Origin of the sequence: Paramagnetospirillum magneticum AMB-1 (assembly GCF_000009985.1) — a bacterium.
Classification (GTDB): domain Bacteria; phylum Pseudomonadota; class Alphaproteobacteria; order Rhodospirillales; family Magnetospirillaceae; genus Phaeospirillum; species Phaeospirillum magneticum.
Window position 1 is genome coordinate 1,005,547 of record NC_007626.1, and the last position, 12,127, is coordinate 1,017,673.

General features: G+C 61.7%; 14 protein-coding genes. 7 read left to right on the plus strand and 7 right to left on the minus strand.

All coding sequences use genetic code 11. The annotated features are described in order from the left end of the window. Positions 1-24 precede the first annotated feature (24 nt). The gene (locus AMB_RS04835) at positions 25-1,446 is read left to right on the plus strand and encodes a carbohydrate porin (RefSeq protein WP_158303924.1); all 1,422 of its coding nucleotides are present in this window, start codon (positions 25-27) and stop codon (positions 1,444-1,446) included. A gap of 207 nt (positions 1,447-1,653) precedes the next feature. Here the strand turns inward: AMB_RS04835 and AMB_RS04840 are convergent, their stop codons facing one another. The 3 genes from AMB_RS04840 to AMB_RS04845 form a co-directional block, all read right to left on the minus strand. After that, entirely contained in the window at positions 1,654-2,658 is a 1,005-nt protein-coding gene (locus tag AMB_RS04840; RefSeq protein ID WP_011383380.1) for an efflux RND transporter periplasmic adaptor subunit, read from the minus strand. 291 nt (positions 2,659-2,949) lie between these two features. Next, positions 2,950-3,321: a tetratricopeptide repeat protein gene (locus tag AMB_RS23935; protein WP_011383382.1), complete on the minus strand. Its 372-nt coding sequence runs from the start codon at positions 3,319-3,321 to the stop codon at positions 2,950-2,952. Positions 3,322-4,085: 764 nt separating this feature from the next. Continuing rightward, a complete protein-coding gene (locus AMB_RS04845; RefSeq protein ID WP_043743460.1) occupies positions 4,086-4,298 on the minus strand; it encodes a hypothetical protein in 213 nt (70 codons plus the stop codon). A gap of 386 nt (positions 4,299-4,684) precedes the next feature. Here AMB_RS04845 and AMB_RS04850 point away from each other — a divergent pair, with 386 nt between their 5' ends. The 4 genes from AMB_RS04850 to AMB_RS04865 all read left to right on the plus strand — a co-directional run bounded on the left by AMB_RS04850 (position 4,685) and on the right by AMB_RS04865 (position 8,340). Then, on the plus strand, positions 4,685-5,164 hold the full coding sequence (locus tag AMB_RS04850; RefSeq protein WP_008621838.1) for a hypothetical protein: 480 nt from the start codon (positions 4,685-4,687) through the stop codon (positions 5,162-5,164). 220 nt (positions 5,165-5,384) lie between these two features. Continuing rightward, on the plus strand, positions 5,385-5,741 hold the full coding sequence (locus tag AMB_RS04855) for a response regulator (protein ID WP_050750629.1): 357 nt from the start codon (positions 5,385-5,387) through the stop codon (positions 5,739-5,741). Between the two features lie 377 nt (positions 5,742-6,118). Next, positions 6,119-7,147 carry an IS110 family transposase gene (locus AMB_RS04860; protein WP_011383386.1) on the plus strand — a complete coding sequence of 343 codons (1,029 nt, stop codon included), beginning with the start codon at positions 6,119-6,121 and terminating at the stop codon, positions 7,145-7,147. An 872-nt stretch (positions 7,148-8,019) separates the two neighbouring features. Beyond that, entirely contained in the window at positions 8,020-8,340 is a 321-nt protein-coding gene (locus tag AMB_RS04865) for a hypothetical protein (protein WP_050750630.1), read from the plus strand. 84 nt (positions 8,341-8,424) lie between these two features. On the opposite strand, the gene mamC is transcribed toward AMB_RS04865, so the two are convergent. The 4 genes from mamC to mamG form a co-directional block, all read right to left on the minus strand. After that, entirely contained in the window at positions 8,425-8,799 is a 375-nt protein-coding gene (mamC, locus tag AMB_RS04870) for a magnetosome protein MamC (protein ID WP_008620745.1), read from the minus strand. Positions 8,800-8,830: 31 nt separating this feature from the next. Beyond that, on the minus strand, positions 8,831-9,775 hold the full coding sequence (gene mamD, locus AMB_RS26015; RefSeq protein WP_011383389.1) for a magnetosome protein MamD: 945 nt from the start codon (positions 9,773-9,775) through the stop codon (positions 8,831-8,833). Positions 9,776-9,851: 76 nt separating this feature from the next. Continuing rightward, positions 9,852-10,187, minus strand: a complete 336-nt coding sequence (gene mamF / locus AMB_RS04880) for a magnetosome protein MamF (RefSeq protein WP_008620747.1) — start codon at positions 10,185-10,187, stop codon at positions 9,852-9,854. Positions 10,188-10,201: 14 nt separating this feature from the next. Next, positions 10,202-10,513 (minus strand): magnetosome protein MamG, encoded by a 312-nt coding sequence (mamG, locus tag AMB_RS04885; RefSeq protein WP_008620749.1) that lies wholly within the window; start codon positions 10,511-10,513, stop codon positions 10,202-10,204. A gap of 616 nt (positions 10,514-11,129) precedes the next feature. Here mamG and mms6 point away from each other — a divergent pair. Then, positions 11,130-11,603, plus strand: a complete 474-nt coding sequence (mms6, locus tag AMB_RS04895) for a magnetic particle specific iron-binding protein Mms6 (RefSeq protein ID WP_011383391.1) — start codon at positions 11,130-11,132, stop codon at positions 11,601-11,603. 17 nt (positions 11,604-11,620) lie between these two features. After that, positions 11,621-11,944 carry a magnetosome protein MmsF gene (gene mmsF, locus AMB_RS04900; RefSeq protein WP_008620754.1) on the plus strand — a complete coding sequence of 108 codons (324 nt, stop codon included), beginning with the start codon at positions 11,621-11,623 and terminating at the stop codon, positions 11,942-11,944. The last annotated feature ends 183 nt before the right edge of the window (positions 11,945-12,127 follow it).

Consider the following 12,127-nt stretch of genomic DNA (forward strand, 5'->3'; position numbering starts at 1 on the left):
GCCGATGAATGCCAAGGGGATATCATGAATAAGCGTAAATATAACGGCGACGCTAAATCGCGCACTTCTTTTGGATTGGTTGTGGTCTCGCTACTGTCCTTGACGGCCTTGGCTCATCCCGCCCTGGCCGACGGGGATTGTGAGGTAACTCCTCCGGGGTTCTGGGAACGCGACACCGCGCTGGGCAGCTTCGGCGGTGCCCGCACCGAGCTGTGCAAGAAGGGCGTTCAACTGGGCGTCACCTCGGTCAACGAAATGCTGGCCAATCCGTACGGCGGCGTCAGCCACGGCGGCAAGGGCCAGGGGCGGATGCAGTTCGATCTCGATATCGATCTCGAGAAGATGGCCGAGCTCAAGGGAACCACCCTGCATGCGGGCGCCATGTGGATTTATGGTGGCCGGATCAGCGGCAAGAATCTCGGCAACCTGATGCCGGTCAGCAATATCGAGGCCATTCCGTCCCGTCGCCTCTTCACCCTTTGGGGACAGCAGGTCCTGTTCGATGACATGCTCAGCGTGCGGCTCGGTCAGCTTGCGGTCGATGATGAATTCGTGGTCAGCAAGCTGTCCTCGGTCTTCGTCAACAGCACCTTCGGCTTCCCGTTCGGAATTTCCGGCAATCTTCCCAGTGGTGGCGCCGCTTTCCCCATGCCGACGCCGGGCGCTCGGGTCAAGCTGAACCTGACGGACGAAGTCTCCTGGATGACGGCGGCCTTCGCTGGCGACCCTGCGGGCAAGTTCGACGTCCGCGACCCCCAGTGGCGCAATCATGACGGCACCACCTTCAGCTTCTCACGCGGCACATTCTACATTACCGAGGGTGCCTATGCGGTGAACCAGGAGAAGAATTCAAAAGGTCTTCCCGGAACCTACAAACTGGGCGCTTGGTATCACAGCGCCCGTTTCAACGACCAGCATTTCGACAATCTTGGTCAATCTCTGGCTAGCGGAAACACCACCGGAATCGGGAATCCGGTCCGGGGGAATGGTGGCGTCTATTTCGTCATCGACCAGATGCTGATCAAGGGGCAGCGCTGGTCCGAAGAAGGGCTGGGCGTGTTCCTGCGTGGCGGCGTCTCGCCTTCGGACCGCAACCAGGTGCCCTTCTATCTGGATGGCGGCATTAGCTACAAGGGCCTGTTCGCTGGCCGTGAGGAGGACACCTTGGCGCTAGGTGTCGGCTACGGGCAACTCAGCGGGAGTCTGCAGGGGCTGGATAGGGATACCCGGCAGATCAACGGCCAGCCAACCCGACCGGTCCGGGACTACGAGACTGTCATCGAGGTAACCTATCAGGCGCAGATCACCCCCTGGTGGACGATCCAGCCGGACGTGCAATACGTCATTCATCCCGGCGGCAATATCCCCAACCCAGGGGCGGGGAGCCAGTTCACCCCGATCGGTGACACCTTTATCTTCGGAGCGCGGACCGCGATAAAGTTCTAACAGCTTAAAGGCGACCATTCCGATCCTGGCGTGGGATCGGGTTGGTCGCCCCGTCGCTAAAATGGCGTCTGAGAAAATTTTCCACTCGATGACCCCATTGGGTCATAAGCGGCAGAATTACCAATCGCTGCGGGACCGTTCCGCCAAAGAGGCACGGCTGAAAGCCTCCGTTGCCTCCCGTACCGTTACGGCGACCGCGTATTTCCATCACATTCCGCTTTCCCGCAGCAGAGCCGCGGCTGCCGATCGCAGGATGAAACCCGCTATACTTTCCGGCTCGGCCTTCAGGACAGCCATTCCTCGCAACTGGGTGGCCTGTGCAGGGATGGTGCCGACACAGCGAATCCGGTACAGGGCCTGATCGGGAACCAATGACTTGTCCTTGGCGCGAACTTGAATCGGGCCGCCAGCCACCGAGGCAAGCACCGGTTCCGTCAGGCTGCGGATGGCCCCGCTGTCGATGGTAGCAATCCTGCACGGCAGGTCGGGGCGGCCCGGGTCATCGGCAACAAACCGCCCCTCGTTCCCAATGCGAAGTCTTCCCACATCGCTTTCGGCCACGAAGGCTTCGACCGCCAAGGCTCCGGTCCCTGCCAGTTGGGCAAGGCGCTCCCTGGGAGAAATCCACTGCCCGATCTGAAGATCGGGAATCATATCCACGACCCTGCCCGCCATGGGGGCTGTGACGGAAAGCCGGGCCAACTCCCGCTGCAATGAGACCCGCTCGGCGATGGCGGTTTCCAATTCCTCGCGCAGGGCCTGGGACCGCTCGCGGAAAGATGCATCGAATGAGAACGACGCCAGTTCGTATTCCAGGACCAGGATTCGCCGCTCCACCTGGGCCAGGCGATACTCAAGATCGGGGGAGGATAGCAGCGCCAAGGACTCACCCTCGGCGACCTGCCTTCCCTCCACCATCAAGATGCGTTCAATCCGGGCCGGGCTGGCGGCATAAAGCTCCAGATGGCGTTCCGCTTTCATGACGGCAGGCGCGCTGACATGGGCGCGCCACGGGACCAGGGCCAGGACAAGCGTGGCAACAAAGAACCCCACCGGCAGCAAGGACCGCCGTGACCGTCCGATGGTTTCGCGACGTTTCCACCACTCCTTGGCCTCGTTCCAGAACGGCAGAAACACGAACCATCCTATTTCCACCGCAAACAACAAGATCCCCACCGCCTTGATGAAGAAGTGATAAACCAGGACAGCCATGACCGCCAATGCCTCGAATGCACAGAAAGAGGAGCGCCGGACTTGCCTGGTGCTGGGACAGCCACGCTCGACACAGCGACGTGAGCCACAGGGGCGGGATGATGAAGAGGTGCTGACCGCCGCCGCCGCCAACTTTCCGGTCAGCCCGGCGATGATATGGCGCAGGGATTCGACGTCATCGGGAAGGGAGGAAACGGCTTCGTCTTATCGCGGCTGGGGGGGGGGGGGCTGCAAGCCCTTAACAGGACTTGCGATGTGCCGGGGGCTGCCAGAGCTTTATCGCTTCTGATTTTATTTGCGCCGTAACTTAGCAATATCTTTAAACAATTTATCTTGAGAGCATGCGGGAACTTGGCTCGCCCCGCCAGTGGGTGTGTCGTTGGTGGTTGCCATTATTTGACAGTATTGCATCAGAATGTAAGAATTCATAAATTCTTTGTTTAAGTCCAAAGAGTTTTTGAACGAACTGGCGGCAAGTTCAAATTGATAATTCTTGCGATATGCAACGCCAAGATAAAAATGCGCCAGAAACAACATATCATCAGATTGATTCATGTCGATCCACGCGCTGTACAGTCTAATTGCACGCACGAAATCACCCGCACTAACTGCTTTTTCGGAAATTTCTATGATTTCGGAGATCGAAAATCCGTCATTCGACACGCCAAATGACCTCCAGGGTTGTTTGGTGCTGATTAGATCGCCTCGCGTGCCAGGATGTGATCAAGACTGAGAGAGACTTTGAAGGAGTTTGCGCCACTTTGGAGATATCGTTGTTGAGTGTGATGTCGAGGACGAAGCTGTGGGAGCGGGTCATGTCGCGGTTGTTGTCGATGCTGTTTTTGCCGGTATCAAGAGATGTGTCTTGGACATGGCGGTTTCGGTGTAGAGCAAGGTGCGGCGGGTGACGCGAATGATTGCCCCCTGCCGGCCCCAGACGATTATGGCACCGGCGAAAGCGGCAGTCAAACCCAGCCATGTAAACCGGAGCCTGGAGCGGTGACGAACTGGCGGCGGCAGATAGGCCAAAGTGACGCATACCGTTCTCCCAAAATGCAGATGGCCGACCGGGTGGTTGTCGAAGGCGGTCCGGCCGGCCTCGCGGGGGGAGGGCGAATTGGCGAAACCGCTCTCCTGTCGGAATTGTGCGCGATCTCCAAGAGCAGTCAAGCAATTGATACCGGCGGACGAGGCGCGTGTTGAGCCCGTTGGCTACCGCATAGAGGGGGGCCGCGGTCGCCCCCAGGTTCGGCTGATCCCATAATCCTGGTTTCAATCGGTCACGTGATCACTCCGCCATCAGTGTTCAATGACACGCTCTCAAGGGGAGTGAATCATGAAAGCTGTCGCCCTCGGCGATCTCCATCAGAGTGACGGCCGGAGCCGGATGGTTCAGATCGAGTGGGCAACCTCCTGAGACTTCACATCTAGCCGAATAAATCGGCATAAGGGTCAAGTTCCGCTTCGGGCCGTTTCTTCGGCGTCTTCGGACGGACCGGCGCCTTGGGCGTCCGGAACGAGGAAATAGCGTCCCAGATCTTGATGAACAGGCTTTCGCGGCCATCCAAGATGCCCGCTTCCTCCCGCTTTTGCCAATGGACCTCGCCCAGCCCGGTTTTGACGGACGGACCCGTCGCCACGGCCGGCGCGGCTTCGACGGCCGGAGCGGGGGGCGGTGGGGCGGGTACGGCGTCCGTCGGACCGGCGTCCTGAAGATCGCTTCGCCGGGGCTTCGGCGTCCTGGCCTTGGCGCGCCTGGTGGCGGAAGGGGGGGGCGTCCGCTCCGTGTCCGCGGCACAGGAGGCCGCATTGTCGCAAACCGGCTTTCCGCATTTCCTGGTCACTTGCCGCGTCCATCCCATCACATGAGGTCTTGAATTACGTCTTATCAGATTCGCGGAGAGTTTTCGCCATTTCATGGTTGCCTGGGGGAAGGTGATCTCCATGGGCGGTGACAGAAGGGCGCCGCGCAGGGTAAATAGATGGTTCGGTCGGGTGCGGGCTTCCTGCGGCAAGGCGTGATCAAATGACAACCACGGACCGTGATGCCGATTGGGTGGGATGGTGCCGCGATCAGGCGGCGCTGCTGCGGCGCCTGCCCGTCGCCACCTGTCCGGCGGGGCTCGATCCCCAGGCGCTGGCTCAAGAGATCGAAGACGGGGCGACTTTGAAGGTGGATCAGGCGGCCGGGTGGATCTTTCGCGCCTTGCTGGCCCTGGTGAAGCTTGCGGCCTACGATGATCGCGGCCAATTGCAGCGCCTGGATTTCACCCAATCCCAACTGGCCCTCGTCTGGCGGCCGGGCTTTCGGCGTCATCTGGATATGGAAGATATCTGGCTGCAGGTCCGCGAGGCGGCCGGGCAGATTCGGCCGACCGCCATTGAACTGCCCCGATCCTGCCCGATTCTGCTGGAGGACATGGTGCCTCGGGATGGGGGGGCTTTCGATGTCGGGACCATGGAGGCGAAGCTGCTGCGGGCGGGGCTGAGCCGCCGGAGCGGCTAATGGGCGGGGCGTACGATTTCGGTTAATTCAGCCCAGGCTGGTGTTGCTGCAGATGCCGTGAAGATCGGCGCTCACCTTCCGCTTGGTATTGCCAGATATATATATGCCATTTGCCGTTCTTGTTATAATTGTTGCGTGACGCCACGCAGCAATCACAGTCTGGAATTTGACCATGCATCACAGTTGCAAGCGAGCAGTCATCGTCGAGGATTCGCCGCAAATGCGGACGCTGATCAAGGTCGTCTTGCATCAGTTCGGCGTGACGGAGGTCGTTGAGGCGGAGGACGGTAACGAGGCTATGCAGGTCCTGCGTGAAGGCGGTGCTGACATTATCGTCATGGATTGGATGATGCCGGGCATGGATGGCATTGAATGTATCCGGCGCATCCGAGCCGGGCAGGACGGGATTGTCCCGAGCATTCCCATAATCGTGGCCACCGGGGTGCAAGGCGACAGCGCCGAGGTAATGGCCTTGGCGGCCGGAGCCAATTGCTTCCTGAAAAAGCCATTCTCCATCAAGAGGCTGCATGCGGCCTTCGTCATGGCTCTGGGCGAGAGTGCCGCCCCGATGAACTGATGTGATCGTCGATTCTGCACAGGGTCGGACGGATGGCTTGCTGTGCCCCGATTCCCGCCGTCGGCATCCCATCGGGCTTGTTTCAGGGACGCAATAAGCCCGGGACAGGGGGGGCTGATCTGGAAAAGCAGCCATGGGGACCGGTCTGAATTAAGCCGTGAGGGCCATTTCTTCCCCGTGACTTGCGCGGCACACTCCAATACTCACGTCGCTACCGCAACTGATTCGCAATATTGCAACTTGGGCGCAAGCCATGCGGGGATTTGCGTTCAGATCATCGTGCGTCAAATCTAATGGGGTGGACGGCCCCTGCTCACCGGCGTCGCAATGCGCCAAGATGGTGGTTGTCGAGACACACCATTTGAAGGGGGCCGTCCATGACCGAGGTTAGCACGATTGGTTTTGATCTGGCGAAGCGGGTTTTCCAGGTCCACGGGGTCGATGGCGACGGTGCCGTGACGATCCGGCGGCAGTTGCGCCGCTCCGAGGTCGTGACGTTCTTCGCCAAGCTGTCGCCCTGCGTGGTGGGGATGGAGGCGTGCGCCTCAGCCCATTATTGGGCGCGGACGCTGGCCAAACTGGGGCATGAGGTGCGCCTGATCCCGCCCTCGCGGGTCAAGCCCTATGTCAAGCGAGGACGGAAGAACGACGCAGCCGACGCTGCGGCGATCGCCGAGGCGGTGACACGGCCGCACATGGAGTTCGTGCCGGTCAAGAGCGAGGAGGCGCAAGCGGTGCTGATGCTCCATCGCACCCGCCGCCTGTTGGTGACCCAGCGCACCATGCTCGGCAATGCGCTGCGGTCGCATTTTGCCGAATACGGCATCATCGAACCGGAGGGGCAAGGTGGGCTGGCAAGGCTGGTCGTCTGTGCGCTGGACGCACCGGATGCGGCATTGCCTCAGGCGGCTCGTGAAGCCATGGCGATGCTGGCCGCGCATGTGCGCGAGATCGACTCCAAGATCGATGCGCTGGATCACGAAATCCTGAGATGGCACCGTAACGACGCCGACAGCCAGAGGGTCGCCTCCATTCCCGGCATCGGCCCGCTGATCGCCAGCGCCATCGTTGCCGCCATGGGCGATCCCAAGCGCTTCAAGACGGGGCGAGACTTCGCCGCCTGGCTGGGGCTGGTGCCATCGCAGAATTCCACCGGTGGCAAAACCGTGCTGGGGCCGATCACCAAGGCTGGGGACCGCTATCTGCGGTCGCTCCTGGTGGTCGGCGCCACCGGCACTTTATGGCGGCGGCGCAAAGAGCAAGGCACATGGCTGGCGGGCATGATGGCGCGGGGTAAGACGGCACGGCAGATCTCCGTCGCCCTGGCCAACAAGATGGCGCGCACCGCCTGGGCCATCCTCGCCAAGGGTGGCCTCTATCACGAACCGGCAGCACAGGCCGCCTGAGAAAGAGCGCGAGGAACAACCAGTTGCGAGGGCGATGAAAGCGTGATGGCGACCGGTCAATCCAAGGAACGGCAAAACCCAGCGTACGTCATGGCCGCCAAGGTCGTAAATCTGATCGGGAGCCGTTTCACGGATCACATCATGGCCAGCGGTCAGAGTGCCGCGCAAACAGGCCGGACACATGACTGCACCCGACCGGAGCGTCAGCGCGAAAAAATCTCCTTGCAACGCAGGGGCTGTCCACACATGACGCACGATGATCTCGCTTTATGTTGGTCCCTCTGCCCGAGCGCGGTTCTCCGGCCGTTTGGCCGCTCGCCCAATGCTCGCCTGAGCGTCGCGCCTCATATTTGAAGGCGCGCCGCTCATTCCAAAATCTTGGATCGGCTGGAGCCAAATCGGCGCCAATCTTGTCGCGGTGCAGGTTGGACGGAAGGCGTCGCCCGCGGCTGAGGACGCTGTTGATCGGTTCCAACCAATATTTCTTAGTATAAATGAGATGCCAATAGATAATGCATAGGATATAAATAGAATAAAATATAAAATGCGTCTAATTATCGACAATTTTTACTTGCGACCCCCCCCCCCAGACATGTAATAAAATGTGACGATCGTCAACCGGGGTGGTGGGCGTCGTGGGAGATGATAATGGTCGCTACGAATATTGGAGGGGCAAAGGCATTGACAATGTCGCCGATGGTCGGCAAGACCTTAGCGATCTGTGTCAGTGCCGGTATTGGGTGGGGCGTTCTTTCGGTTCTCGCTGTGGCGGCATTGGGTAGTGTCTATCTATGCCGCAAATTCGCAGGGGAATTGGGCGAACCCGTCAGCGATCTTGAGGCATAGGCCGCGATCATTTCGTTTGCCACGCCATGCGTGACGATGATCTGGGCAGACTTGCGGAAAAAATCGTGCTGGCGTGGGCGGGCTGCTGCGGTCGGGCGATCAAGCCGAAACAGGACGTCGTAGCGTCGGTTTTCATAACACTGCGCGAAATCTGCGAGCACGGCCATCCGCAATCGGGCGGGCATGGACCGTCCAAGGCCGCCGACCGGCGGACCGGGCATGACACCTCGGTCAAGCTGATCAGCTGCCCCGACTGCGATTCCATCATGCGAAACCATGCCGCCCTGGCTCGGCATCGGCGGTTCTGCGTCAAGGGAATGCGCAAGATCAACCTTTCGACAGACTGACCCATCCGCCGTGGGGTGTTTTCGGCCCCGCTTGGTTTCTGCCATGCCGCTCCGAAGGGGGCGGTCGGCCGGAACCGGGGGGCGTCAGGCCAGTTCGTCCCGCAAGATGTCCTCGTCGGAAGCGCCGTTGGCAGCTTTGCCGCGGTTCAGTTCCTTCTCGACCAGATCGACGCCGCGATCCCAGGCATATTTGGCGGCAACGCCGGCCACCAAGGCGGTGCCCAGCGATACAACCAGGCCGCCGCCGACGGCGGTCGCGGCCACGGCGGAAAGCGCGGTGGCCAGGCCGGCGCCGACGGTTTCCTTGCCGGTATCGATGGCCGCTTCGGTATTGGTGATGCGCTTTTCCTTCAGGAGGCGGACGTTCTTGGCCAAGGCGGCGGCGCCGCCGACCAGGGCGCCGAGAACGCCGACGCCGGGAACGGATTTCGCCAGATAGGGGGCAAGGTGAAAGGGCATTACGATGGTCCTTGTGGTTCGGATGTCGGTCTTATTCTTCCCCGGCCGCAGCCAGGAGCGCATCATCGGACAGGTCGGGGGTGCCGTGGCGGCGTCGCGCCCAGACATAGAGCGCGGCGGCCCCGGCCAGTCCGGCGGCCCCCAGAAGGAACGGCCCCCAGGCGCCGAGTCCCAGACCGAGGCCGAGGCCAAGCCCCTTGGCGGACAGCATGGCGCTGCCGGTTCCGGCGGCGGTGATGGGAGTGACGGTGCCGGCTCCGGCGGTCAGCAGCGACGAGGCTGATCCAGCGCCCACGGCGGCGGCTCCGCCGGTGCCGGTGACGGCGGCCGGAATGAATTTGGCGGCGATGGCGCCGCCGCCGACGGCCTTGCCCGCTCCGGCGGTCAGGGGCTTCAGGACCAGGAATTTGCCGGTGGTGCCGCCGATGACGGGGCTGGGGGCGACCACGAAGGTCTTGCCCACCAGGCCGCCGGTCTGGGTCGCGGCGTTCTGGACGTTGATGGCGATCAGATCGCCGCCGCCGACCGGGTTCAGATACAGCATGCCGGCCGCCTTGGTTCCGGCGGCGACGGGGGGCTGGGCGATGGTGAAGCTCTTGCCGGCCAGGGCGGGCAGGTTGACGGCGGCGGCGGTGCCTTCCACCTTCATCATCACCAATTGTCCCGCGCCCGTGGCGGCGGCGGCGGCCTTGGCGCCGGTGACCGGGGTCAAGGCGATCCAGTTGCCGATACCGCCGATGGCGGCGGGGGTCTTGCCGACCATCACGGTCTTGCCGACCAGAGCCTGCAGTTCAACCACCTGCCGGGTCGCGTCCAGCTTGACGATGATTGGCGCTTGTCCGGCGGCGGTGGGGGTGATGGTGGCGAGATTGGTGGCCGCCGACACCTTGGTGACCGTCGCGGTCTGACCGGCGAGGGCGGAAACCTGAGACGCCTGCATGGCGCTTTCGACCTTGGCCAGGAGAAGGTCCTGCATCGTGTCTGTCTTTCCTTACGGCGGCGAGAATGCCGCTATGCGCCTGAAACCGGCGCGCTTGTCGAGCGGCTTTGGATTAGATCAACGCGACGAAATAGCCGACCAGCGGCAGGCGCCAGGTGCGGCGCAGCGCCACCGAGGCCAGACCAGCCACCGACAGAACCAGCACGCCCATGGACGAGAAACCAAACAGCCACTTGCCGATCAGGGGAAGATGCAGGGCGAACATGGCCAGGACGCTCCACATCCACAAGACCAAGCCCTGCTTGGCGTGGAAGTACACATATTCGTCGTCCCGGCTCATCAGCAGCGGGACGAAGCAGAGAATGCCCAGATAGCTCAGGCCCGCCATCAGATAGGAGCGGCAGCCGCAGGGGGTATTTTCGGTTTCGAGCAAGATTGCCTCAGCCATTGTCGTATCCTCGCTTAAGTCGCATCGGCGGCGGCATCAACCTCCGCCTTGCAGTTTTTCAATTTGCCGACCAGATAGGCGGCGCCCGCCAGCCCGGCGATGCCGACAAGCACGGGTCCCCAGGCACCGAGTCCCAGTCCGAGCCCGAGACAGACACCCTTGCCGGTCAGCATGGCGTTGCCGATGGCGGCTGTCCCGACCGGAGAGGCGATGATGCCGCTCCCGACGCCGAGGGCGGCTCCGCCGGTCCCGACCCCCGCGGCAGCCGAAGCCTTTGCCGGGGCGGCGGCGTTTGCCAAAATCTGCCCTCCAACCTGAGCGGCCATGACTCTACACTCCGAATCCTCACGTACAGCCTGGCAAGAATAATTGAAACAAGAGCCCAGGCAAACAGAAAATGCGTTGATAGCTCCTCTCAACTTATCTTCGGGTCATGTGATCTTCGGCTGGGGATGACTATGCGCTTCATCTCCAGATATTTTGTTGAGAGTGATTTGCATGCGCGCCAAACCGGATGGGGTTGACGTATTCAATCCTGGTCGGCTTGGGAACAATCCCTTTGGATGTTGACGGTGGCTTGTTTCCTGTGGCACTCGAAAGTCCCCGGCCATGAGGTGCTCGTCATGCTTGATCTTTGGGATGTGACCGCCGCGCTCGCCGTGGTCGTTTTAGTGGGGGCCTGGGCGGCGCGGCGTTTCTATCGGGGCAAAGGTTGCGGTCTCGGCTGCGGCGGCTGCAAGACGCCAAAGGCGGGAAGGTGCGACTAATTCTCTTTTGCTCTTCTGAGAGAGAAAATAATAGTTGGTCGCAACTTCTCCGCTGTCGTGACGTTGTCCTCGTAACGTGTTGTCCTCAGCAATGATCTCATGTTATTGATGCCGCTAGTCTGAAGGGGGGCTGGCGTTTTCAGTCCCGCGCTACTTGATTGTGAGGAGAACCGAGGTGCCAGCTCAGATCGCCAACGGAGTTATTTGCCCCCCAGGGGCCCCGGCCGGAACCAAGGCCGCCGCCGCCATGGGCGAGATGGAGCGCGAGGGCGCCGCCGCCAAGGCCGGGGCTGCCAAGACGGGCGCCGCCAAGACCGGAACCGTCGCCAAGACCGGCATCGCCGCCAAGACGGGTGTTGCCACCGCCGTTGCCGCTCCGGCGGCTCCTGCCAATGTTGCCGCCGCCCAGGGCGCCGGGACCAAGGTCGCCCTTGGCGCGGGCAAGGCCGCCGCCGGTGCCAAGGTCGTCGGTGGAACCATCTGGACCGGTAAGGGGCTGGGCCTCGGTCTGGGTCTCGGTCTGGGCGCGTGGGGGCCGATCATTCTCGGCGTTGTTGGCGCCGGGGCGGTTTACGCGTATATGAAGAGCCGTGATATCGAATCGGCGCAGAGCGACGAGGAAGTCGAACTGCGCGACGCGCTGGCCTGAACGAGGAGGAGGGGGGAATGACTGAAGCTATCCTTCGCAGCACGCTCGGTGCGCGCACGACGGTCATGGCGGCGCTGTCCTATCTCAGCGTCTTGTGCTTCGTTCCGCTTCTGGTGGATCGGGACGACGAATTCGTCTACTTCCACGCCAAGCAGGGGCTGGTGATCTGGATGTGGGGCGTTTTGGCGCTGTTCGCGCTGCATGTTCCCGTTCTGGGGAAGTGGATTTTCGGTTTCTCGTCCATGGGGGTTCTGGTGTTCTCCCTGCTCGGCCTGGTTTCCGTAGTGTTCCAGCGGGCGTGGAAGCTGCCCCTGATCAGCTGGGTCGCCCACCGGATCTGATCTGATCTTCGGACCCGATGATGCGCATCTCGACGTCTCGCTTTGGCGGGCGTTGGGATGTTTCGTTTCTGGAGCCCCGCGGGGCCGTGCGCGGGCCGCGTCCGCAGGCCGCTCGCGGCACTTAGTTAATGGCTTGCCAAAAAGGTCGGCGATCATGAAGATCGCCCCGGCGGGTCTGCCTGC

Excerpts from the sequence above, each read along its gene's own strand:
- mamD (WP_011383389.1), bottom strand. The coding sequence starts at position 9,775 with ATGCAGGACCTTCTCCTGGCCAAGGTCGAAAGCGCCATGCAGGCGTCT.
- mamF (WP_008620747.1), bottom strand. The coding sequence starts at position 10,187 with ATGGCTGAGGCAATCTTGCTCGAAACCGAAAATACCCCCTGCGGCTGC.
- AMB_RS04835 (WP_158303924.1), top strand. The coding sequence starts at position 25 with ATGAATAAGCGTAAATATAACGGCGACGCTAAATCGCGCACTTCTTTT.
- mmsF (WP_008620754.1), top strand. The coding sequence starts at position 11,621 with ATGACTGAAGCTATCCTTCGCAGCACGCTCGGTGCGCGCACGACGGTC.
- AMB_RS04840 (WP_011383380.1), bottom strand. The coding sequence starts at position 2,658 with ATGGCTGTCCTGGTTTATCACTTCTTCATCAAGGCGGTGGGGATCTTG.
- AMB_RS04855 (WP_050750629.1), top strand. The coding sequence starts at position 5,385 with ATGCGGACGCTGATCAAGGTCGTCTTGCATCAGTTCGGCGTGACGGAG.
- AMB_RS04865 (WP_050750630.1), top strand. The coding sequence starts at position 8,020 with ATGCGTGACGATGATCTGGGCAGACTTGCGGAAAAAATCGTGCTGGCG.
- AMB_RS04860 (WP_011383386.1), top strand. The coding sequence starts at position 6,119 with ATGACCGAGGTTAGCACGATTGGTTTTGATCTGGCGAAGCGGGTTTTC.
- mamG (WP_008620749.1), bottom strand. The coding sequence starts at position 10,513 with ATGGCCGCTCAGGTTGGAGGGCAGATTTTGGCAAACGCCGCCGCCCCG.
- mamC (WP_008620745.1), bottom strand. The coding sequence starts at position 8,799 with ATGCCCTTTCACCTTGCCCCCTATCTGGCGAAATCCGTTCCCGGCGTC.
- AMB_RS04850 (WP_008621838.1), top strand. The coding sequence starts at position 4,685 with ATGACAACCACGGACCGTGATGCCGATTGGGTGGGATGGTGCCGCGAT.